Genomic DNA, 23,941 nt, shown 5'->3' with positions numbered 1-23,941 from the left:
AGTACGAGGGCTTCCGGGCGGCACGCCGAGAGCACGCACCGAACGCCGCGCGGCCGCCCTCCGGGCGACGAGGCCACTTTCACAACACGCCCTAGCGCCCCGGGCCCGTACGGCGGCCACGTCGACGTAGTCGAAGCCGTGGCTCGCGCACTGCACCAGCTCCAACGCCTCGGCCGCGGCGACGTGTTGGGCCGTGACCGGGGCGAGCGCGGTGATGATCACATGTGGGGCGCGCAACGCCGCCGGGTCCTCGTCGACCGCCTCCATGACGGTGACGTGCGCCTCGGCCGGGAGCAGCCTGGCGAGCCCCGCACCGCCGGCCCGACCGCCCACGTGCGGCGCGACGACGGCCAGCACGTTCTTCGTCATACGGCGTCCTCGATCAGGTCGGCGGGACCGACGGTGGTGGGGGAGGAGTGCCCGGACAGGGCGAGGGTGAGGTCGAGTTCGGCGAGCAGACAGCGGATCACGTGCTCGACGCCGGACTGTCCGTCCAGGCCCAGCCCGTACACGTACGGCCGTCCGACCAGTACCGCCCGGGCGCCGAGCGCGAGGGCCTTGAACACGTCGTCGCCGGTGCGGATCCCGCTGTCGAACAGGACCGTCAGCCGGTCGCCCACCGCCTCGACGACCCGCGGCAGCGCGTCGGCCGCCGCCACCGACCCCGCGACCTGCCGGCCACCGTGGTTGGAGACCACCACACCGTCCATCCCGGCGTCGGCGGCCGCCCGGGCGTCGTCCGGGTGCAGGACGCCCTTGAGCACGATCGGCCCGTCCCAGTTCTCCCGCAGGAACGCCAGGTCCGGCCAGGTCTTGCCGGGGTCCGCGAACATGCCCACGAAGTGCATCACGGCCGCGTCGGGATCCTCGGCCACCGGCTTGGCCAGGCCCGCCTGGAACGCCGGGTCGGAGAAGTAGTTGGCGGTGCCCACCCCGCGCAGGAACGGGAGGTACGCCTGATCGAGATCACGCGGCCGCCAGGCCAGCAACGGGGTGTCCAGGGTGACGACGAGCGCGGTGAACCCGGCCGCCTTCGCCCGGCGGAGGAAGCTCAGCGCCACCTCGGGGTCCCGCGGCCAGTACAGCTGGAACCAGCGCTCGGCGTCCCCCATCGCCTGGGCGACCTGCTCCATCGGTGTGCTGGACGCCGAGGACAGGACGAACGGCACGCCCTGAGCGGCGGCGGCCCGGGCGGCGGCCGGCTCGGCACCCGGGTGCATGATCGACAGCACCCCGACCGGGGCCAGGGCCAGCGGGGCGGGCAGGGTGCGGCCCAGCACGTCGACCGACAGATCCCGTTCGCGTACGTCCCGCAGCATCCGCGGCACGATCCGGCGCCGCCGGAGAGCCGCCCGGTTGGCGCGGGCGGTGCTGCCGTCACCGGCGCTGCCCGCCACGTACCCGACCGGGCCGGGGCCGAGCCGCTGCTCGGTGAGCCCCTCCAGCCGCGTGAGGTCGGTGGGCAGCCGGGGGACGGCGCCGGACATGCCGTTGAGATAGATCTCGTACTGGAAGTCGGCCCAGTGCTTCGCCATCCGTACGTCCCGCCTCTCGTCGCTGAGAACGCGTTGCGCTGCGACGATACTGGCGAGTAGGCGCCGGTCAGAACACCAGGGTCGGCCTCGGTCCGCCGATGTCCCTCACGCGGTGCCCGTGGAGGTGTCGTCCGTTGCCGTGTCGGGGCCCTGCGCCCGCACCCGCTGGACGTGTTCGAGGGACTCGCGCAGTTCGGTGAGCCAGTCGTCGGTGTGCTGCTGGACCAGGCGCACGCACCAGGCGAGCGCGTCGCTGCGGCTGCGCGCCACCCCGCCCGCGATGAGGGTGTCCAGGACCTGGCGCTCCGGCTGTCGCAGCCGGGTCATGACGGGCGCGGCCACGTGCGTGAACAGGGCGCGCTCCCCGTCGCACTCCACACCCCAGGACACCTTGCGGCGGAACCGGTGCTCGGCCTCGAGGGCCACCTCGACGCGGGTCTCGCGGGTGCGCTCGCGGAACTCCTGGATACGGCCCTGCACGGCCGCGTCCCGTTCGCCCGCCGAGACGCCCTCGGTGAGCCGGGGGGCGGGGATGCGGCCGATCACGGTGATCTCCTCGCGGTCGACCGTCAGTTCGGCCAGCTCCTCGAAGAGGTCCTCGGGCAGGCGGCCGGTGAACCAGCCGCGCAGCTTCTCTCGCTGCTCAGTCGTAATCATGTAATGACCATTACGCCACGGGACCATGAACACAAGGGGATGTACGGGGGTCCGCCGAGAGCTCAACCGGAATGTTTCAGGCCGATTGCCCAAGGGGTGTGAACCGGCCATTCGGTCGGTTGGAACGATCAAGAACCGCCTGGTTCCGGCGTCGGCATGTTCGATTCACGTGACTTCGCGCCACTGATTCAACACACAAGGTTACTGAAACACAGGGGGTCGATGTGAGATTCGCTCGCGGAGTCGGCAGACTCCGGCTCGCTGGTTCGACACCGATCGCGTCGGGCCGGCACCACCCCCGTATCAGCGGAAGGATGCACACAATGCGGAACACCGCGCGCTGGGCAGCGAGTCTCACTCTGACGGCCACCGCCGTCTGCGGCCCCCTCACCGGGACCGCCCTCGCCGCCCCCGCCTCGCTCTACGCCCCCTCGGCCCTGGTCCTCACGGTGGGCCACGGCGAGGACGCGGCCCTGGCCACCCCGGCCCGCGCCGTCACGCTGTCCTGCGCCCCGAGGCCGTCGGGCACCCACCCCGCGCCGGCCGCCGCGTGCGCCGAACTGCGCGGCGCGGGCGGGGACTTCGACGCGCTCGAGGTCCCGGACGACGTGATGTGCACCAAGGAGTACGACCCGGTGGTCGTCACCGTCGACGGTGTCTGGCAGGGCAAGCGGGTCTCCTACGAGCGGACCTTCGCCAACGAGTGCGTGAAGAGCACCCACGGGGTCAGCCTCTTCGCCTTCTAGGACCGGGATCGCTGGGTCACCGCGCACGGACAGCGGCTCGTGGCTGGGGAGCGCGGGCCCTGACGCGGACGTCCCCGCGATCTCGTACGGGGGCCGGCCGGGCGGAGTGGGGCCGCCCGGCCGGCCTTCGAATCGTTCGTGCCGCGGCGACAGGCCCTACGCCCGGTCGCGGTGGCTGGTGTCGCACCAGGGGTAGCGGCGGCTGCGGCGGCAGGTGCACAGGGCCACCTTGAAGCGGTCGGAGCGGACGGTTGTGCCGTCCTCCAGCTCGACCTCGACCGGGCCTTCGACCAGCAGGGGGCCGCGGCGTTCCATCCTGACGCGGCAGGGCGATTCAGCGGACGGGTTCGGCACGGGTCACCACCAACTCCTCGTTGCTCTCGGTTCTCGGCGGTACCAAGGTCCTGTTACCCGGAGTACCCCGGCATTCAGGGGACAAGGGAAGCCTCCGCGTCGAGCGGTGTCCGCAGCGAGGACCGGCCCGAGCGCCAGTCCGCCAGCAGGCGGGCCGCGAGGCGGCCCTCGACGTGTTCGGTGGCGTCGATGCCGAAGGCCACGTCGGCCGCCAGATGGGGCTCCTCGGCGAGCAGACCGCCGATCACGTCGTGGCGCACCACCTGCTCGTGCACGGCGTCGGCCTCGACGTGCTCGTCGTAGAAGTGCTCGGCGGCCGGTCCGGCACCCGTGCGGCGCATGGCCTCAGCCATCCGCCGGGAACCGGGCGAGGACGTGACCTCCACCGCCGCGAAGTGCCCGACCAGGGCCCCGCGCAGGGACCGGTGCAGCCCGAAGAGCGACATCAGGTTCACCGTCGCCAGGACCTCCGCGCAGGCGGCGTCCAGATAGTGCCCGTACGTCGTGTCCAGGCGCAGGTCGGTCATCAGGTCCGCGAACAGCTGGGCGTGCACCCGGTCCGGGCGGCCTCCGCCGTACTCGTCGAACTCCACCGCCGCCATGGCCGCCTTGGCTCGCCCCCACAGCCGGGGCAGCACCCAGGCGTGCGGGTCGGCCTCCTTGAGGTGGTACAGCGAGCGCTGGGCGGCGTACTCGCGCAGCTGCCACAGCTCGCCCTCGTCGCGCAGGTAGTGACTGACGCCGGTGCCGTCGACGGGCTCCACCAGCAGGGCCCCGAGGGCGTCGTCCACACTGTCGTGCACGGTGGTGTCCGCGCGCAGCGCCGTCAGGAAGCGGTGCTCCAGCGCGGCCCGGGTGCGCAGCAGGTCCGGGTCCCACTCGGCGTCCGGCGCGACGCCCGCGAGGCCGCGGTAGTGCAGCTCGTAGCAGAGGTAGAGGGCCAGCTGGAGATCGTCGCCGTAGACGTCCGCGCGCGCGGTCTCGTCGTCGCCCGGCAGCGGGCCGGAGCCCAGCAGATACTCCACCACGGCCGCGGAGACCGGGCCCCGGGCGGGCGGCATACGTGGTCCTTCGTGATCCTTTGCCATGCGGCCCGGGTACCCGGCTGGAACGGGGTCATCCGCCCTGGTGGGGTCGGCGGTGAGGGGGGAGGCCCGGGGCGGGGGCGAAGGGGGCCGGTCACGGGCGTGGGGCGGGGCGTCCTGGTCCCTGTGGTCTGTGGGGCGGGGTGCCCTGGCCTGAGTGGTCTCGGTGCGGGGAGGGCGTGGCCGTCGAGGTGGGCGCAGGCCCGGTGACTGCTCGGGGCGGGATCGGCGGGTGCCCGGTCATGGGTGTGGGACGGGGCGTCCTGGCCTTTGTGGTCGGCGTGCCGGACGGACATGGGCATCGAGGTGGGCACGGAGGCCCGGTGACCGGCTCGGGGCGGGCGCCTGCAAGCCTGGCCGTCGACCGCGTACCGGGGTCGGCCGGGGACCGACGAACGGGCCGTGGCGCCGGATGTCCCCGGCCCGTCGGCCGTACGGCGTGGCGCGGGCCCGGTCGGGGGTGCCGCCGGGCCCGTCGCGCACGTCGTGCCGTCAGTCGCCCTCGGACTGCTCCTGGGCGTCCGCGTTGGGGGTGAGGGCGTCGGCGGCCTCGCCCCGGTGCTGCTTCTCGGAGTCCGGGGTCCGCCGCGCCGCCTCCTCGGCCTCCCGGCGGACCTCCTCCGCGGCGGTCTCGGTGTGCTTGCCCTCGTCGGACTCGGTCATGGCGGTGTCTCCTTTCTCGGCCGCCCCGCTGGGCAGCGTTCTTGCGGTGCCCGGCGGGGCCGCGGTCTTTCGGGTGCCCCACGGGGCCGTGCCTTCCCGGGGGTCCCCGGGGTGGCGCTTCCCGCGCGCCCTGCCGGGCCGTGGCTTCTCGGCTGCCCCGCTGACAGCCGTGGGTTCCGGGTGCCCCGCCGGGCCGGTTTTCCTCCCCGGCTTCCCCGCCCGGCCGTCCTGTCCCGCGTGCCGCAGGGCCGTCCGCCGTCGGTTCAGCCGCGTGCGGTCGCGATGCGCAGGGGTACCGGCTCCTGGGCGGGGGGCTCCTCGGCCTGGCGGGCGATCTCCGCCCACCAGGAAGGGCCGTCCTCGATGTGTCGGAGCAGTACCCCCTCGCGGATCGCCCATGGGCAGAGGGTGACCGTCTTGATGCCGGTCAGCTTCAGCGCGGTGTGCCCGACCACCGCCCCGGCGAGGCTCTGGGAGGCGCGCGGCGCGGAGATGCCGGGGAGCAGGGAGCGCTGGGCGGTGGGGAGTTCGGAGAGCCGGAGGATCGCCTGCCGCAGGTCGCGTCTGTGCAACTGGCGTTCCATGAAGGGCCCGTGCCGCCCCGGCGGGGCCCCGCACAGCCGTCCCAGCTGTTGGAAGGTGCGGGAGGTCACCACCGCCGTGCGGGGTCCCTCCCAGCGGATCCGGGCCGCGACGTCCCGCAGTTGGTGGCGCACCCGGCGGCGCAGTGCCCGTACCGACTCCGGCGACGGCGGGTCCTGGCCGTCGAAGAACTCATGCGTCAGCCGTCCCGCACCGAGCGGCAGCGAGGCCACGAAGTCCGGCAACCGGCCCCGCCCGAAGGCCACTTCGAGCGAGCCGCCACCGATGTCGAGCAGGGCCAGTGGCCCCGAGCGCCAGCCCATCCAGCGGCGCGCCGCGAGAAAGGTGAGTTCGGCCTCCACCTCGCCCGGCAGCGTGCACAACTCCACCCCCGTGCGCGTGCGCACCGCGCGCAGCACCTCATGCCGGTTGGGTGCGTTGCGCACCACGGTCGTCGCGAAGGCCAGCGGCGCCGTGGCGCCCCATCTCGCCGCGGTTCTGGCCGCCTCGCCCACCGCCTCGACGAGCCGTTCGACGGCCTCGTGGGGCAAGGGGCCGCCCGGCGTGACCTGTTCGGACAGCCTGAGGCGCCATTTCGCGGTGTGCACCGGCAACGGCACCCCGCCCTCCAGGTCCGCCACCACCAACCGGACCGTGTTCGACCCCACATCCACCACGCTGATTCGCATCCCCCCTGGGTACCCGCTGGAGGGCCCTCCCTCACCACGCCCGGGCGTCGCGTGCGGGAACCGGCCAGGCGCGGCACGCTCGTAGCGCGCGTACTCCGCGGCGAAACAGCCGCTGAACAGGGGGCTCTTCGTGCCACCGGCGCCCGGGGCCGGTCCGGAGGCGGCCGTGGTGCGAAGCCTGTCGCTGGTGCGCGCGTGCGGGCACAGTGGCAGCGCGAAGGGGCCGCCGTCTCCCTGATGACGGTGGCCCCTTCGGGTCGTGCGGTCACATGTGGACGACGGGTGCGGCGTCCGCGTCCTGCTCCGGCACCCCGCGCCGGTAGAGCAGGAAGGCGATCAGGGCGCCGGCGGCGAAGAAGCCCGCCGACCACCAGAAGGCGGTGGTGTAGCTCTCGATGGTGGCCTGCGCCTGGACCAGCTTGTCGGTCGCGTCCTTGCCGGCCAGGTAGTCGGTCGCGGCGCTCGCGGCCAGCGTGTTCAGCAGCGCCGTACCGATCGAACCGCCCACCTGTTGCATGGCGTTGACCGTGGCGGAGGCGACGCCCGCGTCCTCGGCCGCGACCCCGCCGGTGGCCAGCTGCATGGCCGCCGGCATGACCAGGCCGAGACCGGCGCCGATGATGATCAGCTGGGGCAGCACGGCGGTGAGGTAGGCGGAGTCGTTGCCGATCCCGGTCAGCCAGGCCATGCCGGCCACGGAGATCGCGAAGCCCAGCGGGACGACGGTCTTCGGGCCGATCCGCGGCACCAGCACGGTCGTGCCGAGCTGAGCCAGCACCATCAGCGCGGCGACCATCGGCAGGAAGGCGACGCCGGTCTTGGTCGGGCTGAAGCCCAGGTTCAGCTGGAGGTAGTAGGTGAGGAAGAGGAACACGCCGAACATGCCCGCGCCGGAGATCAGCACCGCCACGAACGAGGCCGCCCGGTTGCGGTCGCCCAGGATGCGCAGCGGCAGCAGCGGGTGCGCGGCCTTGGTCTGCCACCAGGTGAAGGCGGCCAGGAGGACACCGCCGGCGATCAGGAAGCCCCAGGTCTCAGGGGAGCCCCAGTCGTGCGTCTCGGCGTTGGAGAAGCCGTAGACCAGGGAGAACAGACCGGCGGCGACCAGGATCGTGCCGGGGACGTCCAGCTTGGAGTTGGCGGCGTCGCGGTGGTTGTTCAGCAGCACCCAGCCGCCGGCGAAGGCGACCACGGCGATGGCGACGTTGACGTAGAGCGTCCAGCGCCAGTCGAGGGCGTCGGTGAGGACGCCACCGAGCAGCAGGCCGACCGCACCGCCGGCGCCGGCGATGGCGCCGTAGACGCTGAAGGCCTTGGCGCGCTCCTTGGCGTCGGTGAAGGTCGTGTTGAGCAGCGAGAGCGCGGCGGGCGCGAGGAGGGCTCCGAAGGCGCCCTGGAGGGCGCGGGCGGTGACCAGCATCTCGAAGTTGGTGGCCGCGCCGCCGAGCGCGGAGACCGCGGCGAAGCCGACGACGCCGATCAGAAAGGCCGGCTTGCGGCCGAAGAGGTCGGCGATCCGACCCCCGAGCAGCAGCAGGGAGGCGAAGGCCAGCGCGTACGCGGTGACGATCCACTGCCGATTGCCGTCGGAGAACCCGAGGTCGGCCTGGGCCGAGGGAAGGGCGATGTTCACGATGGTGGCGTCCAGGACCACCATCAGCTGAGCGAGGGCGATGACCGCGAGGATCCACCACTTCTTGGGGGAGGAGGCCTCGGGCGGCGCCTCGACCGCGCCGGGGCCGGCGCTCTCGGTAAGGGTCTTCTGAGCCATGGAAGAACCACTCCAGGGAAGTCGTCCGGATTTTGCCAAACCGTAAACGAAACGGTTTCGTACACATCGAGGCTAGGCGACTTCCAGCGAAACGGCAACGTTTCGTTGGGGGAGGAGGGCGAGTGTGACGAGCGGCACGTTCGGCGGCCCGGGCCGGTCAGGGCAGCTGCCGCCGCACCAGCTCGTGCGGCGCCCGGGCCGGTCAGGTCAGCTGCCGCCGCACCAGCTCGTGCAGCCGCCCGCCGGTGTCCGCGAGCAACTGCGCGGGCGGGCCCTGCTGGGCGATCCTGCCGTCCTCCATGACGATCACGCGGTCGGCGTCCAGCACCGTAGACAGACGGTGCGCGATGACGATCCGGGTGGCGTCGAGGGCCTTGGTGGACTCGATCACCCGGCGCTGGGTCTCGTTGTCGAGGGCGCTGGTCGCCTCGTCGAAGAACAGGATGCGGGGCCGTCGGATCAACGCCTGCGCGATCATGAGGCGCTGCCGCTGGCCGCCGGAGACCGCGCCGCTGCCCGAGACGATCGTGTGCAGGCCCATCGGCATCCGCTGGATGTCCTCGGCGAGCCCCGCCATCTGCGCCGCCGCCATCACCTCCTCCGGCGTGAACGGCTCGGTGCCGCAGATGACGTCCATGATCGAGCCGTTGAACGGCTGCGCGTGCTGGAGCACCACCCCGCACTGCCGGCGCACCGCCGACTGGTCGAGCGCCGCGAGGTCCTGACCGTCGTACAGCACACTGCCCGAGACCGGCGGGTCGAAGCCGATCAGCAGCCTGAGCAGGGTCGACTTGCCGCAGCCGCTCGGACCGACGATCGCCACGAACTCGCCCGGCCGCACCTCGAAGGACACGTCGTCCAGGACGAGGGGACCGTCGTCGGCGTACCGGAAGGAGAGCCTGCGCGCCTCGATGGCGCCGGACAGCGGGCCGGGGCGGGTGGTGGCGGTGCGCACCTCGGGAGCGGCGTCCAGGACCGGCTTGATCTCCTCGAAGAGCGGCAGCGCACCCACCGCCGAGACGAAGGAGCCGGTCAGCTGGGTCACGGAGGTCAGCACCATCGTCACCGAGGTGTTGAAGGTGAGGAATTCCGCCGCCGACATCGACCCGCGCGCCGGACCCGCCAGCAGCATGAACATCAGCAGCGTGCAGATCGGCAGGTAGACGGCGCCCATCACGGTGGTGAGGTTCTTGATCCGCCCCACCTTCTGCTGGAGTTCACGGCTGCGCGCGAACTGCCCCGCCCAGGCCGCGTACGCGTAGTTCTCGGCCGCCGCGACCCGGAGCTTCGGCAGTCCGCGCAGGGTCTGGAACGCCTGGTTGTTGAGCTTGTTGCCGAGCACCACCAGGCGCCGCTGCCAGCGCACCTGCCACAGGCCGAGCCCCAGGAACATCCCCGCGATGACCACGAGCATGCCGATCGCCGCGAGCGCCATCGGCACGCTGTACCAGAACAGCAGCCCCAGGTTCATCGCGCCCACGGTCACCGACTGGGCGACGACCGGTCCGACGCCCGCCAGCAGCCGGCGGATCGAGCTGATGCCCATCGCCGCGCTCGCCAGCTCGCCGGTGGACCGCTCGGTGAAGAACTTCGTCGGCAGCCTCAACAGGCGGTCCCACACCGCCGGTTGGAGCGTGGCCTCGATACGGCCCTCCAGGCGCAGGATGGTCAGGTTCTGAAGCAGCATGAAGGCCGCCGCCACGAGACTGCTGACCATCACCGCGAGACAGACCTGCACGATCAGATCGGTCTGCGCCTTCGGCACGAACTCGCCGAGCACCTTGCCGGTCGCGATCGGCACGATCGCCCCGATCGCGACGGTCACCAACCCGCTCAGCAGCAGGTTCGTCACGTCCCCGCCCATGCCGCGCATGCTGAACCGCAGCAGCCCGAGCGGACCGAGCGGACGCTCGGGCAGCGGCCGGTAGAACATGACGGCCCGCGGCTCGAACTCCTCCGCGTTCGCCTTCTCGATCGGGGTCTCACGTCCCGTCGCCGGATGCACCGCCACATAGCCGCCTCGCCGCCACAACAACGCCACCGGGGCACCGGACAGGGCCCGATGGCCCACCAGCGGACCGACGTCGTCCCGCCACCAGGCGCCGTCCAGCCGCACGGCCCGGGCCCGGACGCGGGAGGCGAGCGCGATCTGCTCGACGGGATCCAACCGGTCGCCGCCGGTGCCGCTCTGCGCCGGGTCGGCGAGCCGGATCCCGGCCGCCTCGGCGACCAGCTTGCACGCCGCGTACGAGGCGTCCGCGTCGGCGGCCGTCGTGCGCTTGCCCGACGCCTTGCCGATCGACGCCAGCAGCGTCCGGTCGGCCTGGGCGCGGACCTCCTCGCCGGCCTTGATGCCCTCGGCGGCACGTGTCTCGTGGCTTCGCTCCAGCTGCTCGATCCAGCGGTCCAGCGTGGTCAGCAGCCGGTACTGCTGGTCGACCATGGACTGCCAGACCGCCGGGTCCATCAGCAGGTCGGCGGCGGCCTCGGCGCCGTACAGCGAGCCGTACTGCACGCTGCCCGGCGGCACCTGCATCCAGAACACGTCGTCGTCGGTCACGGCGGCGGCCCGCTCGGTGGCCATCGGCGCCTGGAAGAGGATGGAGAGGCTGCGGCCGACACCGAGGGCGAGGGCGTACTCCAGCGGGCTGGTCGTCGGCGGCACGTACTGGGGGTTGCCGTACGCGTCGTAGGACCAGGTCTGGGTGGGGGCGGGCTGGTGCAGCTCGCGCAGTCCGATGCGGTGGACGACGCAGTCCCTGAGCGGTCGGGCGACCAGGGTGTGCTGAGGGCCGGGGACGGGACCGAGGATCAGGGACCCCGCCTCCAGGCGGCCCAAGTGGTGCCAGTGACCCTGCTGTTCGGCGTCCACCGCGAAGAGGTCCATCGCGCCGGCGGCCACCAGCCACAGCACCTGCGGTCCTTCGAGGTCCAGGCGGGTGACGCCGGAGCAGTCGACGGCGGTGCCCAGGGTCCCGAGGGCGCCGAGGACGACGTCCCCCTCGTGTGCGGTCGTCATCTCAACGCTCCCTGACCAGAGCCGCGTAGGCACCGCCGAGCGCCACCAGCTCCTCGTGCCGCCCGCGTTCCACGATCGTGCCGTGCTGGAGCACGACGATCTCGTCGCTGTCGCGCACGGTGCTCAGCCGGTGCGCGATCACCACACAGGCACAGCCGCGCCGGCGCAGGTTGTCCATCACCGTCAGCTCGGTCTCCGCGTCCAGCGCGCTCGTCACCTCGTCGAGGACGAGGATGCTGGGCCGGCGTACCAACGCCCGCGCGATCTCCAGCCGTTGACGCTGGCCGCCGGAGAAGTTCCGGCCGTCCTGCTCGACCCGGCTGCGGATGCCGCCCGGGCGGCGCATCACGACGTCGTAGAGGGCCGCGTCCCGGAGCGCGTCCTCGACCGCCTCGTCCGGGATGGAGGGGTCCCACAGCGCCACGTTGTCGCGCACCGAGCCCTCGAAGAGGAAGACGTCCTGGTCGACGAAGGAGACCGAGGAGGCGAGCGCGCCGCGCGGGATGTCCTCCAGACGCTGTCCGTCGATCCGGATGACTCCCTCCCAGGGCTCGTACAGGCCCGAGATCAGCCGGGAGACGGTGGACTTGCCGCTGCCCGAACCGCCGACGAGGGCGACCTGCCGGCCCGGCCCGACGGTGAGGTCGAACCCGGTCAACAGGGGCTTGTCGAGGGGGTTGTAGCCGAAGGTGATGTTCTGCAGCTCGACATGGCCGTGCAGCCGGCGTGTGGAGTCCCCGGCGCCGGGGCGGTCGTAGAGCGGGTCGGCCCGGAAGTTCTCCACGTCCTTCAGCCGGGCCACGTCCGCGGCGAAGTCCTGGATGCGGCCGGCGACACCGTTGAGGCGGGTGATCGGGGCCGTGAAGCGGGTGACCAGGGCCTGGAAGGCGACCAGCAGGCCGACCGAGATACCGCCCTGGACCGCGCGCATGCCGCCGATCCACAGGATCAGAGCGCTGTTGAGGGAGGCCAGCGTCGGCGCGACCACCCCCAGCCAGGCGCTCGGCACCCCGAGCCGCTGCTGCTCCTCCAGGGTGGTGGCGTGCTGGCCGGCCCACTTGCGGAAGTAGCCGTCCTCGCCGCCGGTCGCCTTCATCGTCTCGATCAACTGAAGGCCCGTGTAGGCGGTGTTGGTGAGCCGGGCGCTGTCCGCGCGCAGCTTCGCGGTACGCGTGGCGCGCAGCCGGATGACGACCCGCATGGCGACGATGTTGAGCAGGGCGACACCGATGCCGACGAACGTGAGCTGCGGGTCGTAGGTGTAGAGCAGCACCGCGTAGAGGACCACGACCACCGCGTCCACGCCCGCCGCGGCGAGGTCGCGGGCCAGCGTCTCGGCCACCGCGTCGTTCGACTGGAGGCGCTGGACCAGGTCCGCGGGGCTGCGCTGGGAGAAGAACGTCACCGGCAGCCGCAGCAGATGGCGCAGGAAGCGGGCGCTGGAGAGGGTGGAGGAGATGATGCGGCCGCGCAGCAGGTTCGCCTGCTGGAGCCAGGTCAGCACCAGGGTGAGCAGGACGCAGGCGCCCATCGACGCGAACAGCACGCCGAGCAGGGAGGTCTGCCCGCCGATCAGGAACATGTCGATGTAGGTACGGCTGAGCGCGGGCACCGCCGCGCCGACCAGGACGAGGAGCAGGCTCGCCAGCACCGCCGCGGGCAGCGTGCCCGCGGTACCGCGCAGCCGGGCCGGCATCGCGCCGAGCACACCCGGTTTGCGCCCGCCCCTGGTGAAGCCGTCCCCCGGCTCCATGATCAGCACGACGCCGGTGAAGCTGGAGTCGAAGTCCTCCATCGGCACGAACCGGCGGCCCTTGCCGGGGTCGTTGATGTGGACCCCGCGGCGGCCGAAGCGGCGGCCCATGCCGTCGTAGACGACGTAGTGGTTGAACTCCCAGAACAGCACGGCCGGCGTCCGCACCTCGGCGAGGGCGGCCGTGTCCATCTGCATGCCCTTGGCGGTCAGCCCGTAACTGCGCGCCGCCTTCAGCAGGTTGCTCGCCCGCGAGCCGTCCCGGGAGACGCCGCAGGCGATGCGCAGTTCCTCCAGCGGGACGTGCTTGCCGAAGTGGCCCAGCACCATCGCGAGCGAGGCGGCACCGCACTCCACGGCCTCCATCTGAAGGACGGTGGGCGTGCGGACGGTCTTCGCCCGACCCTTGGGGACCGGGCGCTTGGGCGGGGCGGCGCGGCGTCTGCCGCGGGTGTCCTGTGCGGTGCTCACGGCAGCAGCCAATCGACGGGGCGCTGGTCGGCCAGCCGGATCGAACCCCTGGCGAGGGTCATGGAGGTGAGGGCGAAGGGCGGCCCGTCCTTGGAGGACCACCGGTAGCCGCTCTTCGTGCCGGAGGACCGGTCGAGCCGCACGGTGACGGCGACCGGCCTGCCGTCCTCGGTGAACTGCTCGCCCAGCTGGGAGTCCCCGAGGAACGCGGCGATCGACTGCGCCGACTGGGCCGAGCGGTCCACCGACGCCACCTGTCCGCGCAGCACGCCGAACTCCTGCGTGGGCACCGAGGAGACGGTGATGTCCACGGCGGCGTGCGCGGGTATGGAGGCCGCGTTCTCGGCGGGGACGTACACGGTGGCGTACAGCGGGTCCTTGGCGTGGGCGACCTTCTCGACGGCGGCGACGTTCGCCCCGGTCTGGATGATCTGCCCGATGGTCGCGGCCAGCGCGGTCACCCGGCCCGCGGCGACCGAGCGGACGACGGTGTCGCCCTTGGCGGTACGGACCTTCAGCACCGGGGAGTCGGCCGGCAGCCGCTCGCCCTCCTCGGCGAGGACCGCGGTGACCTGTCCGGCCACGGGGCTCTGGAGCAGGTAACTGCCCTGCCCGTGGGTGAGGATCGCGGGCGCGCTCACGGTGGAGGCGACCGAACCGGTCACCGCCCACACGGACGCGGCGGCGATGACGACCACCGTCACGGAGAGGGCGAGCCAGCCCTGGGGGCGGGCGAAACGCACCGGAAGGTCGAGGTCTTCGGGCGACTGGAGCTTGGCGAGGGCCTGTTGGCGGAACTGCACGGAACTTTCCCTCACCTGAAAACGACAGGGGACCGGCTCACCCGAGCCGGTTGTGTGACGACGTCCGAGAGTCCCGGAGCCGGGGAGCGGCTCCGGGACCCAAGGGCACGAGGTGCGATCAGAGACCGGCGACCAGGTTGGTGACCGGGGCCGTGTTCAGGCCGGTGACACCCTCGACGGTGCCGACGACCGTGTTGACCAGGCCGGAGACCGGGGCAACGCCGTCCACCAGGCCGGTGACGGTGCCCAGGGCGTTCAGCTGGAGGCCACCGGAGACGTTGTCGAGCTCGGCGTCGGAGATCTCGACGGTCTCAACCTGGGGGGTGGAGTTCATGATGGAACTTCCCTTCATATGGATATTCGCGAGGGGGGAGCGGTGCCCCCTGGGGGACGGCCGCGACCGCAGGCGCCGGACGCCCGTCTCCGGAAGCCCTGTGCGGCCTGCGGTGCGATGGATCAAAGCACGCGCCGACCGCGCCCTTCCAATCAACCACCCGTCCCACCAGGCAACTTGCGCCTCACCCGTGCCGAACCGTGCAGGAGTGCGCACGTCTGGGTGGCGAGTTCTTCACACCCGCCACGTCATCCGTGCGCACTCTCCCGCGCGCCCCGGACGGCGAATCCGACACTCCCGCCCCAATGGCGTACGCGAGTTGCGCAGGGCTGTGCAGAAGGCCCGTGCGCGGTGACTTCGTTGCGCATGGGATGTGCAGATTCCCTGAAGCCGGGATTCGGCGGGGAGTTCGGGACGGACCGTCGTCGACCGATCGCGGACCGTGTCAGCCCAGGAGCGCGTAGACCGTGCTCGCACGGGCCGCGAGGTCGCCCGACTGCGCGTCCGTCATCGTGATGTCCGCGAACGCCATGCGCCGGCCCACCTTGGTGACGACCGCCTCGATCAGGACATCGGAACCCGACACCGCGCGTTGGAAGGACGTCGACTGCTGCACGGTCGTCATCGGCCCGTAGGCGCCCCGCGCCGCCGACACCGCGATCACGGTGGCGGTGTCGGCGGCGGCCATCAACGCCTGCCCCGACAGTGCCCCGCCCTCCCGCGACAGCCGGTCCGACCAGGGAAGACGCAGGGTGGCGCGATGCTCGCCCACGGCCTCGACCGACAGGCCGAGATCGAGGACCCAGGGGGCGAAGTTGTCGGCGAGGATCTTGTCGGCTTCGGCGGTGGTCATCGTCATGGGGGGAGTGTTCCCGCTCCCGGACCGCCGGACGCGACCCCTGGCCGATTCACGGCCGCGCAAAGAGATTGCCCGCAAACGGAATTGAACGCCCCACGTACCTCCTGCGTACCCACTGCCATCCAGGCGCCCCGACGAGCCGCCGACGACCGGCGGCACTGACCCCGTCCTCCAGGAGGTCGAGAAGTTTGAGTCACAAGCGAATTCCGAAGCGCAAGGCCGCGATCGCAGCGGGCGGCGTGGTGGCGCTGGGAGCGGCCGCGATTCTCCTTCCCCACGCGAACGCCTCCCAGGACGGCGCCTCCGGCCAGGCCGCCGCCCCGAAGACACTGAAGGCGTCCGACGCCTCGGATCTCGCCTCGCAGCTCGAGGACCTGCTCGGTGAGGCGTTCGCGGGCTCGTACTACGACGCGAACCAGAAGCAGCTCGTCGTCAACGTCGTGTCCGGCGACAACAACAACGTGATCGTCCAGGCGAAGAAGACCGGCGCGAAGATACGCGAGGTCGACAACAGCCTCGACGAGCTCGCGGCCGGCGCGCAGACGCTCAAGGCCAAGGCGACCATTCCCGGCACCGCGTGGGCCGTCGACCCCAGGACCAACAAGATCCTGGTCACCGCCGACAGCACGGTCACCGGCGGCAAGTGGGACCAGCTGGAGTCGACCGTGCAGACGCTCGGTTCCGGCATGGCGACCATCAAGAAGTCGGCCGGCACCTTCAAGACCTTCCTCTCCGGCGGCGACGCCATCTTCGCCGGCGGAGCGCGCTGCTCGGCCGGCTTCAACGTCACCGCGGGCGACGGCACCCCCGCCTTCCTGACCGCCGGTCACTGCGGGGTCGCGGCGGAGCAGTGGTCGGACGCGCAGGGGGGCCAGCCGATCGCCACCGTCGACCAGGCCACGTTCCCCGGTGCCGGAGACTTCGCGCTCGTGAAGTACGACGACCCGGCGACCGTCGCGCCGAGCGAGGTCGACGTCGGCGAGCAGACCGTGCAGATCTCCCAGGCGGCGGACGCCGAGGTCGGGCTCCAGGTGTTCCGGATGGGCAGCACCACCGGGCTCGCCGACGGCCAGGTCCTCGGACTCGACGCCACCGTGAACTACCCGGAGGGCACCGTCACCGGGCTCATCCAGACCAACGTCTGCGCCGAGCCCGGCGACAGCGGCGGCTCGCTGTTCACCCAGGACGGTCTGGCCATCGGCCTGACCTCCGGCGGCAGCGGCGACTGCACGGTCGGCGGCGAGACCTTCTTCCAGCCCGTCACCACCGCGCTGGAAGCGGTCGGCGCGACACTCGGCGCGGGCGACGCGGCGGGCGGCGGCCAGGAGGCCGGCGCGGGTGACGAGGCCGGTGCGGGCGCCGGTGACGAGGCGGGCGCGGGCGAGGAGGCCGGGGCCGGTGAGGAGGTCGGCGGTCAGGAGGTCGGCGGCGAGGAAGCCGGTGGCCAGGACGTTGGTGGCCAGGACGTCGGTGGCGAGGACGCCGGCGCGGGCGCCGAGGACGGCTCCAGCGGTCTGACCGAGACCCACTGACCCACGCGCCACCAGCGCCACACGGACACGGTCCGGCCCTCCGGCGGGAGGGCCGGACCGTTCGTGCGCCGGCACCGGAAGAACCCCGTCATCCACCGCGGCGCGGGTCACCACCTATGGCTCCGGGGAGGGCGCCGTGTGCCGATCCTCGGGGGTCCCACGCCGCGCGGCCTCGTTCAGGCGCCGCCCGGCTCCCTCCCGCCGGACGCTTGTTCGATGGGTTTCGAGCGCGGTCGCCGCAGCCGCTCCACGGAACGGTCCCAGGGGCTGCGCAGGTGTCTGATAAGCGCTGTAATGGCGGACGTGGTCAGTGAGGGCGTTGCGGGACGCGGAACGGGATCGCCGCGTGCCGAAGTTGCCCTCAGAGCGGTCACGGCCGATCCCGGCTCGCCCGAACGGCTGCGCCGCCTCCTGGAACAGGTGCTCGTCTTCGCCCACGCCTCCTTCGCCGCCGTCTACCGGTCCAGCCGGGACCGCGAGCTGCTGTGCCTGACGGAGTCGGTCGGGGTCCCGCGCACCCTGTACGGCCTGCGCGACGGCTATCCCCTCGCGGGCGGCACCCCGGTCGCCGACGTCCACCGCACCGGCAAGGCCGCCTGGCTCGGCCCCGAGGAGCTCGCCGGGTCCGCCGGGTCGCGGCGCGTGGCGCCGGGGGACTTCAGTCTGGCGGCCCTGCCCGTCCGCGGGGACGGCGGCGGGGGCTGTCTCGTCGCCGTGAGCGAGCGTCCGGACGGCTTCGACGCCGACGACCGCGCCTGCCTCGAACGCCTCGCCGACGCCGTCTCCTGGTCGGTCCCGGCCCGGGCCGCCGAGGGCGAGGAGCTGAGGGCCAACGCCTTCAGCCTCGCCATGGACACCGGACGCGTCGAGGTCGGCGACGACATCCTGGGGCTGTTCCGCATGGCCCCGGGCGACTTCGACGGGCGCGTCGAGACCCTGCTGGCGCGGACCGTGCCCGAGGACCTGCCCGCCCTGATGTCGGTCGTCGAGGCCGACCACATGTCCATCGGCGACCGCGAGCTGGAGTTCCGGGTCCTTCAGCCCACCGGACCACCCAAGTGGCTCAGGCTGCGCGGCCGCATTCTGCCGGGCGCCGAGGGGCAGCCCGCCCGCCTGGTCGGCACCGTCGCCGACGCCTCCACGCTGCGCTCCGACGTCACCGACGTGGCCCGCGTCCAGCGCCTGGCCGCGGCCCTCGCCACCGCCGGCACCGTCCGCGACGTCAGCCAGGCCGTCGTCGCCGCCCTGCGCAAGCCGCTCCGGGCCGATCGCATCGCGCTCGCCGAGCTGGAGGGCGACCGGCTCGTCGTCACCGTCCTCGACCCGCCGGAACCGGAGTCCTGGCCCGAGCTGTGGCGCCTGGAGTGGCGCACCGAGTGGCCGGACGCGCCGGTGCGCGCCATGCCCACCCTGGCCGCCGCGCTGAGCGAGGGACGCGCCCAGATCTGGCCCGCCGGCACCGCCCTGGAACCCGCCCTCGCCGAGGTCGGTCCGGGTGGCCTCGCCGTGCTGCCGCTGCCCGGCGCGGGCCGGATGGCGGGCGCCTGTCTCATCGGCTGGGACACCCCGCACGACTTCGGCCCCGACGAGCGTGCCCTGCTCACGGCCTCCGCCGGTCTCGCGGGGCAGGCCCTGATGCGCGCCCACGCCTTCGACGCCGAGCACGAACTCGTCGGCATGCTCCAGCGCCAGCTGCTTCCGCGCCGGCTGCCCAAGCTGCCCGGCGCGGTCGCCGTCGCCCGCTATCTGCCGAGCACCGCCGGGCTGGAGCTGGGTGGCGACTGGTACGACGTGATCCCGCTGCCCGACAACCACGTGGCCCTCGTCATCGGCGACGTCCAGGGCCACAGCGCGGCCGCCGCCACCCTGATGGGCCAGATGCGCACCGCCCTGCGCGCCTACGCCGTGGAGGGGCACCCGCCGGACGTGGTCGTCTCGCATGCCAACCGGCTCCTCATGGACATGGAGAGCGACCTCTTCGCCACCTGCGCCTACGTCGACGTCGACATGGAGGAGGGCACCGCCTGGTGCGTGCGCGCCGGGCACCTCCCGCCCGTGCTGCGTCACCCGGACGGCCGCGCCGAGATCGCCGAGGCCGACGGCGGTCCGCCGCTCGGCGTGGTCACGCAGGCCGACTTCCCCATGACGCCGCTGCGGCTGCGGCCCGGCACGATCATCGCCCTGACCACGGACGGCCTGGTGGAGTCCGTCGACGCCGACATCGACCAGGGCATGGACCGCTTCGCCCACGAACTGTCCGTCTCCGACCCCGCGCACCTCGGGCTCGTCGCCGACGCCCTGCTCGGCAACGCCCGCCGCAGCGACGACGTCGCCCTGCTGCTGGTCCGCTACGACGGGATGGCCTCCCGCCCGCAGCGCGAGAGCTGGACGGTGTGGCGGGTCCCGCAGGCCGTGGGGCACGCCCGGCGCTTCACCCGGCGCACCCTGCGCGCGTGGGGCGCGCCGGTCGACACCGTGGACGCCGCGCTGCTCATCGTCTCCGAACTCGTGACCAACGCCCTGGTGCACACCGACGGCCGGGTCCGTCTCGACCTCACCCTGCTCAACCACCGGCTGCGGATCGCGGTCGCCGACTCCTCGCCGCGCACCCCGGCGAAGGCGACCAGCATCGGCTGGGAGGCGACCGGTGGGCGCGGCATCCTTCTGGTCGAGGCGATGTCGGACACCTGGGGGACGGTCCCGGTCAGCGGCGGCAAGCAGGTCTGGAGCGAGATCTCGCTGGAGCGGTGAGTGCCGGACGGCGCCGACGGGGTACCCGGAGGCGTCGAGCACTCCCGCCGCGATGCAGAAGGAAGATGAGCCGCCGTGACCGCCCACACTCTTGACACGTCCGTCACCCGCCGACCCGAGACAGGCTGGGCCCGCGCCCGCCGGCTGCGTGAGCGCGCCGGCCTGCGGACCTGCGTCCCGGCCGTCGCGGAGACCGACGGCTCGGCCGTCGTCCGCCCGTCCACGGAGGGCAACATCGTACGGGGTGAGGACTGACCACTCGTACGAGTGCACCGGGAACTGACCGAACACATCGCGAGTTGATCGAATAGACCCCGTGTCACCACGGGCTTTCGTACGATGCAAGCCATATCGCGAACGATCCGTTACCGGCGGACCAGACTAAGGTGAACCAAATGAAGGCTCTTGTCCTGTCTGGTGGCGCCGGTACGCGATTGCGGCCGATCACTCACACATCGGCCAAGCAACTCGTTCCCGTGGCCAACAAACCCGTCCTGTTCTACGGCCTGGAGTCCATCGCGGCCGCCGGGATCACCGAAGTCGGGGTGGTCGTCGGTGACACCGCCGCCGAGATCGAGGAAGCGGTCGGCGACGGCTCGAAGTTCGGTCTGGAGGTCACCTACATCCCGCAGGAGCGGCCGCTCGGACTGGCCCACGCGGTGCTGATCGCACGTGACTTCCTCGGCGACGACGACTTCGTGATGTACCTCGGCGACAACTTCATCGTCGGCGGCATCTCCGCCCTCGTCGAGGAGTTCCGCGGCAACCGGCCCGACGCCCAGATCCTGCTCACCCACGTGCCCGACCCGCGCTCCTTCGGTGTCGCCGAACTCGACGCCGCGGGCCAGGTCATCGGACTCGAGGAGAAGCCCGAGTCCCCCAAGAGCGACCTCGCCCTGGTCGGCGTGTATCTGTTCACCCCCGCGATCCATGAGGCCGTCCGCGCCATCGAGCCGTCCTGGCGCGGCGAGTTGGAGATCACCCACGCCATCCAGCAGCTCATCGACGTCCGCGCCGACGTCCGTTCCACCGTCATCCAGGGGTACTGGAAGGACACCGGCAACGTCGTCGACATGCTGGAGGTCAACCGCACGGTCCTGGAGACCGTCGAGCACCGCATGGACGGCACGGTCGACGACGTCTCCGAACTGGTCGGCCGGGTGGTCGTCGAGGAGGGCGCGCGGATCACGCGCTCCCGGATCGTCGGCCCGGTGATCATCGGCGCCGGGACCGTCGTCAGCGACTCCTACGTGGGCCCCTTCACCTCCGTCGCGGAGAACTGCCGGATCGAGGACAGCGAGTTGGAGTTCTCGATCGTCCTCAGGGACTCCTCGATCCAGGGCGTGAGGCGTATAGAGTCCTCCCTCATCGGGCGCCACGTCGAAGTGACCCCTTCGACCGGCGCGCCCAGTGCCCACCGCCTCGTGCTCGGAGACCACAGCAAGGTGCAGATCCACTCATGAATCTCCTCGTCACCGGCGCCGCCGGCTTCATCGGCTCCCAGTACGTGCGCAGACTCCTCGCCGAGCAGGGCCCCGACGCGCCCCGGATCACCGTGCTGGACAAGCTCACCTACGCGGGCACCCTGGACAACCTCGAACTCGACCACCCCCGGCTGGAGTTCGTGCAGGGCGACATCCGCGACGCCGAACTGGTCGACAAGCTCATGGCCGACGCCGACCAGGTCGTGCACTTCGCCGCCGAGTCCCATGTGGACCGCTCCATCGCGGGTGCGACCGACTTCGTGATGACGAACGTGGTCGGCACCCAGACCCTGCTGGACGCGGCTCTCCGACACGGCACGGGCCCGTTCGTCCACGTCTCCACCGACGAGGTCTACGGCTCCATCGAGCACGGCTCCTGGCCCGAGACCCACCCGCTCCAGCCCAACTCGCCGTACTCCGCCTCCAAGGCCTCCTCCGACCTGCTCGCCCTGGCCTATCACCGCACCCACGGCCTGGACGTCCGCGTCACCCGCTGCTCCAACAACTACGGGCACCACCAGTTCCCCGAGAAGGTCATCCCGCTCTTCATCACCAACCTGCTCGACGGCCTGAAGGTCCCCCTCTACGGCGACGGGCGCAACGTCCGCGACTGGCTGCACGTCGACGACCACTGCCAGGGCGTCGACCTGGTGCGCACCGGGGGCCGGGCCGGCGAGGTGTACAACATCGGCGGCGGCACCGAGCTCAGCAACAAGGAACTGACCGGGCTGCTCCTCGAAGCGAGCGGCGCCGACTGGGACATGGTCGAGTACGTCGAGGACCGCAAGGGCCACGACCTGCGCTACTCCGTCGACTGGACCAAGATCCACACCGAGCTCGGCTACCAGCCGCGGCGCGACTTCGCGACCGGCCTCGCCGAGACCGTCGCCTGGTACCGGGAGAACCGTTCCTGGTGGGAGCCGCTGAAGCGACGCGTCGCCCAGGAGCGCGGATGAGGTGGCTGGTCACCGGGGCCGGCGGCATGCTCGGCCGGGACACGGTCGAGGAGCTGACCCGCCGCGGCGAGCAGGTGATCGCCCTGGACCGTGCCGCGCTGGACATCACCGACCCCGACGCCGTCGACGCCGCCCTCGCCGGTCACCGTCCCGACCTCGTGGTCAACTGCGCGGCGTACACGGCCGTCGACGACGCCGAGAGCGACGAGAAGCAGGCCCTGCGCATCAACGGCGACGGCCCGCGCCACCTCGCGCGCGCGTGTGCGGCCCAGGGGTCGAGGCTGGTCCACGTCTCCACCGACTACGTCTTCTCCGGCGACGCCCGTGACACCCCGTACGCGGAGGACCACCCCCCGGCCCCCCGCACCGCCTACGGCCGTACCAAGCTGGCCGGTGAGCAGGCCGTCCTGGAGGAACTCCCCGACGCCGCCGCCGTCCTGCGCACCGCCTGGCTCTACGGCGCCCACGGCCGCAATTTCGTCAGCACCATGATCGCGCTGGAGGGCACCCGCGACACGCTCGACGTCGTCGACGACCAGCGCGGCCAACCCACCTGGAGCGCCGACGTGGCGACCCGCATCGCCGACCTCGGCCCCCGGCTCGGCCGGGACGTCAACGGGGTCTTCCACGCCACCAGCTCCGGCGAGACCACCTGGTACGCACTGGCCCGCGAGGTGTTCCGCCACCTCGGCGCCGACCCCGACCGGGTGCGGCCGGTGGACAGCGCGGCCTTCCCCCGGCCCGCCCCCCGCCCCGCCTACAGCGCCCTGGGCCACGCGCGCTGGGAGCAGGCGGGCCTCGCCCCCATCCGAGACTGGCGGGAGGCGCTGACCGCGGCCTTCCCGTCCCTGGCGTGACCATCACAGAGGGAGATTTGGGAGCATGTCGATCAAGTCGGCCGTGAAGAAGGCCGTCAAACCCGTCGTCGGTGAGCGTGGCTGGGAGACCCTGCGCAAGGTCAAGCAGCGGACGGTCGGCCCCCAGCCGAAGCCCAAGCCGCAGGCCCCCACGGGTGTCGCCGCGATCTCCGACGACCTGTGCAAGCTGGCCGCGCACTACAAGACCGACAAGTGGGGCGCCCACAAGTACGCCAAGCACTACCAGCGCTACCTCCAGCACCTGAAGAACAAGGAGTTCAACCTGCTGGAGATCGGCATCGGCGGTTACGCCCGGGCCGGTCAGGGCGGGGCCTCGCTGCGGATGTGGAAGGCGTTCTTCCCCAACGCGCAGATCCACGGTGTCGACATCCAGGACAAGTCCTTCGTGGACGAGGACCGGATCACCACCTACATCGGCGACCAGTCCGACCCCGACTCGCTGCTCTCCATCGCCGGGAAGATCGGCAAGCTCGACGTCATCATCGACGACGGCAGCCACCGCAGCCCCCATGTCATCACCACGTTCAAGACCCTGTTCCCGCTGCTCAGCGACGGTGGCATCTATGTGGTCGAGGACACCCAGAGCTCGTACTGGCCGGAGTGGATGGGCAGCGAGGACCTCGACTCCCCGGACACCAGCATGGGCCTGCTCAAGCGGCTCACGGACGGGCTGAACTACGAGGAGTTCGTGGACGAGGACTACAAGCCCACGTACACCGACCGCAACATCGTCGGCATCCACTTCTTCCACAATCTCGTGATCATCGAGAAGGGCGTCAACGCCGAGGGCAGCAACAAGCGCCAGGCGCTCAAGGCCCGCTACGGCACCGCGGCCAAGACGACCAAGACGTCGTCGTAGGACGCCGGGCCGTGATCGCGGCACCACAGCGGTGGGGCCCGCCCCGCCGGCCCCCCCCGGGGGGGGGCCCCCCCGGGGGGGGGGGGGGGGCGGGGGGCGGGGGGGGGGCGCGGGGCCGCCCCGCGGAGTTGGGGGGGCACGCCGCGGTCGACCGGGGCCG

Annotated in this window: 20 protein-coding genes and 1 pseudogene; 8 read left to right on the top strand and 13 right to left on the bottom strand. The window is 72.0% G+C overall.

What is annotated here, in order from left to right; genetic code table 11:
- The 3 genes and pseudogenes from ACH41F_RS41505 to ACH41F_RS41495 all read right to left on the bottom strand — a co-directional run.
- Positions 1-369: pseudogene (locus ACH41F_RS41505) on the bottom strand (phosphoglycerate dehydrogenase); the annotation flags it as partial.
- A complete protein-coding gene (locus ACH41F_RS41500) occupies positions 366-1,535 on the bottom strand; it encodes a lactate 2-monooxygenase (protein ID WP_398839828.1) in 1,170 nt (389 codons plus the stop codon). The gene ACH41F_RS41500 and the pseudogene ACH41F_RS41505, both read right to left, overlap by 4 nt.
- A 105-nt stretch (positions 1,536-1,640) precedes the next feature.
- Positions 1,641-2,192: a hypothetical protein gene (locus tag ACH41F_RS41495; protein ID WP_391230602.1), complete on the bottom strand. Its 552-nt coding sequence runs from the start codon at positions 2,190-2,192 to the stop codon at positions 1,641-1,643.
- A gap of 323 nt (positions 2,193-2,515) precedes the next feature.
- On the opposite strand from ACH41F_RS41495, the gene ACH41F_RS41490 reads away from it, so the two are divergent.
- Positions 2,516-2,938, top strand: a complete 423-nt coding sequence (locus ACH41F_RS41490; RefSeq protein ID WP_398839827.1) for a protease inhibitor — start codon at positions 2,516-2,518, stop codon at positions 2,936-2,938.
- A 156-nt stretch (positions 2,939-3,094) separates the two neighbouring features.
- On the opposite strand, the gene ACH41F_RS41485 is transcribed toward ACH41F_RS41490, so the two are convergent.
- The 10 genes from ACH41F_RS41485 to ACH41F_RS41440 all read right to left on the bottom strand — a co-directional run bounded on the left by ACH41F_RS41485 (position 3,095) and on the right by ACH41F_RS41440 (position 15,321).
- Positions 3,095-3,253: a CDGSH iron-sulfur domain-containing protein gene (locus ACH41F_RS41485; RefSeq protein ID WP_398839826.1), complete on the bottom strand. Its 159-nt coding sequence runs from the start codon at positions 3,251-3,253 to the stop codon at positions 3,095-3,097.
- 113 nt (positions 3,254-3,366) lie between these two features.
- Positions 3,367-4,380, bottom strand: coding sequence for an iron-containing redox enzyme family protein (locus ACH41F_RS41480; protein WP_398839825.1), 1,014 nt, complete (start codon positions 4,378-4,380; stop codon positions 3,367-3,369).
- Between the two features lie 489 nt (positions 4,381-4,869).
- Positions 4,870-5,040 (bottom strand): hypothetical protein, encoded by a 171-nt coding sequence (locus ACH41F_RS41475; protein WP_391230607.1) that lies wholly within the window; start codon positions 5,038-5,040, stop codon positions 4,870-4,872.
- 263 nt (positions 5,041-5,303) lie between these two features.
- Positions 5,304-6,311, bottom strand: coding sequence for a Ppx/GppA family phosphatase (locus ACH41F_RS41470; RefSeq protein WP_391230608.1), 1,008 nt, complete (start codon positions 6,309-6,311; stop codon positions 5,304-5,306).
- A 265-nt stretch (positions 6,312-6,576) separates the two neighbouring features.
- Positions 6,577-8,082 carry a DHA2 family efflux MFS transporter permease subunit gene (locus tag ACH41F_RS41465; protein WP_391230609.1) on the bottom strand — a complete coding sequence of 502 codons (1,506 nt, stop codon included), beginning with the start codon at positions 8,080-8,082 and terminating at the stop codon, positions 6,577-6,579.
- A gap of 202 nt (positions 8,083-8,284) precedes the next feature.
- Positions 8,285-11,101, bottom strand: coding sequence for an NHLP bacteriocin export ABC transporter permease/ATPase subunit (locus ACH41F_RS41460; protein ID WP_398839824.1), 2,817 nt, complete (start codon positions 11,099-11,101; stop codon positions 8,285-8,287).
- A 1-nt stretch (position 11,102) separates the two neighbouring features.
- Entirely contained in the window at positions 11,103-13,325 is a 2,223-nt protein-coding gene (locus ACH41F_RS41455) for an NHLP family bacteriocin export ABC transporter peptidase/permease/ATPase subunit (protein ID WP_391230611.1), read from the bottom strand.
- Positions 13,322-14,128, bottom strand: coding sequence for an HlyD family efflux transporter periplasmic adaptor subunit (locus tag ACH41F_RS41450; protein ID WP_398839823.1), 807 nt, complete (start codon positions 14,126-14,128; stop codon positions 13,322-13,324). Before ACH41F_RS41450 ends, ACH41F_RS41455 begins: the two co-directional genes overlap by 4 nt.
- A 118-nt stretch (positions 14,129-14,246) precedes the next feature.
- Positions 14,247-14,462 carry a type A2 lantipeptide gene (locus ACH41F_RS41445; RefSeq protein WP_391230613.1) on the bottom strand — a complete coding sequence of 72 codons (216 nt, stop codon included), beginning with the start codon at positions 14,460-14,462 and terminating at the stop codon, positions 14,247-14,249.
- Between the two features lie 445 nt (positions 14,463-14,907).
- Positions 14,908-15,321: a hotdog domain-containing protein gene (locus tag ACH41F_RS41440; protein ID WP_391230614.1), complete on the bottom strand. Its 414-nt coding sequence runs from the start codon at positions 15,319-15,321 to the stop codon at positions 14,908-14,910.
- A 188-nt stretch (positions 15,322-15,509) separates the two neighbouring features.
- On the opposite strand from ACH41F_RS41440, the gene ACH41F_RS41435 reads away from it, so the two are divergent.
- The 7 genes from ACH41F_RS41435 (at position 15,510) to ACH41F_RS41405 (ending at position 23,781) form a co-directional block, all read left to right on the top strand.
- Positions 15,510-16,853: a S1 family peptidase gene (locus ACH41F_RS41435; RefSeq protein WP_398839822.1), complete on the top strand. Its 1,344-nt coding sequence runs from the start codon at positions 15,510-15,512 to the stop codon at positions 16,851-16,853.
- A 294-nt stretch (positions 16,854-17,147) separates the two neighbouring features.
- Positions 17,148-19,604, top strand: coding sequence for a SpoIIE family protein phosphatase (locus tag ACH41F_RS41430; protein ID WP_391230616.1), 2,457 nt, complete (start codon positions 17,148-17,150; stop codon positions 19,602-19,604).
- A gap of 75 nt (positions 19,605-19,679) precedes the next feature.
- Positions 19,680-19,859 (top strand): hypothetical protein, encoded by a 180-nt coding sequence (locus tag ACH41F_RS41425; RefSeq protein WP_391230617.1) that lies wholly within the window; start codon positions 19,680-19,682, stop codon positions 19,857-19,859.
- Between the two features lie 140 nt (positions 19,860-19,999).
- Positions 20,000-21,067 (top strand): glucose-1-phosphate thymidylyltransferase, encoded by a 1,068-nt coding sequence (locus tag ACH41F_RS41420; RefSeq protein WP_398839821.1) that lies wholly within the window; start codon positions 20,000-20,002, stop codon positions 21,065-21,067.
- The gene (gene rfbB / locus ACH41F_RS41415; RefSeq protein ID WP_398839820.1) at positions 21,064-22,044 is read left to right on the top strand and encodes a dTDP-glucose 4,6-dehydratase; all 981 of its coding nucleotides are present in this window, start codon (positions 21,064-21,066) and stop codon (positions 22,042-22,044) included. Before ACH41F_RS41420 ends, rfbB begins: the two co-directional genes overlap by 4 nt.
- A complete protein-coding gene (rfbD, locus tag ACH41F_RS41410) occupies positions 22,041-22,901 on the top strand; it encodes a dTDP-4-dehydrorhamnose reductase (protein WP_391230620.1) in 861 nt (286 codons plus the stop codon). The genes rfbB and rfbD overlap by 4 nt, the downstream gene beginning before the upstream one ends.
- Before the next feature lie 25 nt (positions 22,902-22,926).
- Positions 22,927-23,781 (top strand): hypothetical protein, encoded by an 855-nt coding sequence (locus tag ACH41F_RS41405; RefSeq protein WP_391230622.1) that lies wholly within the window; start codon positions 22,927-22,929, stop codon positions 23,779-23,781.
- The last annotated feature ends 160 nt before the right edge of the window (positions 23,782-23,941 follow it).

The sequence above is a fragment of the Streptomyces sp. NPDC020489 genome, from assembly GCF_044386545.1.
Lineage (GTDB): Bacteria > Actinomycetota > Actinomycetes > Streptomycetales > Streptomycetaceae > Streptomyces.
Note: the sequence above shows the minus strand (reverse complement) of the source record. Positions and strands in the feature narration are given on the sequence as shown.

What these genes read in the sequence shown, in the direction of transcription:
- ACH41F_RS41500 (WP_398839828.1), bottom strand. Translation starts at nt 1,535, where the DNA reads ATGGCGAAGCACTGGGCCGACTTCCAGTACGAGATCTATCTCAACGGC.
- ACH41F_RS41490 (WP_398839827.1), top strand. Translation starts at nt 2,516, where the DNA reads ATGCGGAACACCGCGCGCTGGGCAGCGAGTCTCACTCTGACGGCCACC.
- ACH41F_RS41460 (WP_398839824.1), bottom strand. Translation starts at nt 11,101, where the DNA reads ATGACGACCGCACACGAGGGGGACGTCGTCCTCGGCGCCCTCGGGACC.
- ACH41F_RS41405 (WP_391230622.1), top strand. Translation starts at nt 22,927, where the DNA reads ATGTCGATCAAGTCGGCCGTGAAGAAGGCCGTCAAACCCGTCGTCGGT.
- ACH41F_RS41465 (WP_391230609.1), bottom strand. Translation starts at nt 8,082, where the DNA reads ATGGCTCAGAAGACCCTTACCGAGAGCGCCGGCCCCGGCGCGGTCGAG.
- ACH41F_RS41470 (WP_391230608.1), bottom strand. Translation starts at nt 6,311, where the DNA reads ATGCGAATCAGCGTGGTGGATGTGGGGTCGAACACGGTCCGGTTGGTG.
- ACH41F_RS41430 (WP_391230616.1), top strand. Translation starts at nt 17,148, where the DNA reads ATGGCGGACGTGGTCAGTGAGGGCGTTGCGGGACGCGGAACGGGATCG.
- ACH41F_RS41485 (WP_398839826.1), bottom strand. Translation starts at nt 3,253, where the DNA reads ATGGAACGCCGCGGCCCCCTGCTGGTCGAAGGCCCGGTCGAGGTCGAG.
- ACH41F_RS41445 (WP_391230613.1), bottom strand. Translation starts at nt 14,462, where the DNA reads ATGAACTCCACCCCCCAGGTTGAGACCGTCGAGATCTCCGACGCCGAG.
- rfbB (WP_398839820.1), top strand. Translation starts at nt 21,064, where the DNA reads ATGAATCTCCTCGTCACCGGCGCCGCCGGCTTCATCGGCTCCCAGTAC.
- ACH41F_RS41440 (WP_391230614.1), bottom strand. Translation starts at nt 15,321, where the DNA reads ATGACGATGACCACCGCCGAAGCCGACAAGATCCTCGCCGACAACTTC.
- ACH41F_RS41480 (WP_398839825.1), bottom strand. Translation starts at nt 4,380, where the DNA reads ATGGCAAAGGATCACGAAGGACCACGTATGCCGCCCGCCCGGGGCCCG.
- ACH41F_RS41420 (WP_398839821.1), top strand. Translation starts at nt 20,000, where the DNA reads ATGAAGGCTCTTGTCCTGTCTGGTGGCGCCGGTACGCGATTGCGGCCG.
- ACH41F_RS41475 (WP_391230607.1), bottom strand. Translation starts at nt 5,040, where the DNA reads ATGACCGAGTCCGACGAGGGCAAGCACACCGAGACCGCCGCGGAGGAG.
- ACH41F_RS41495 (WP_391230602.1), bottom strand. Translation starts at nt 2,192, where the DNA reads ATGATTACGACTGAGCAGCGAGAGAAGCTGCGCGGCTGGTTCACCGGC.
- rfbD (WP_391230620.1), top strand. Translation starts at nt 22,041, where the DNA reads ATGAGGTGGCTGGTCACCGGGGCCGGCGGCATGCTCGGCCGGGACACG.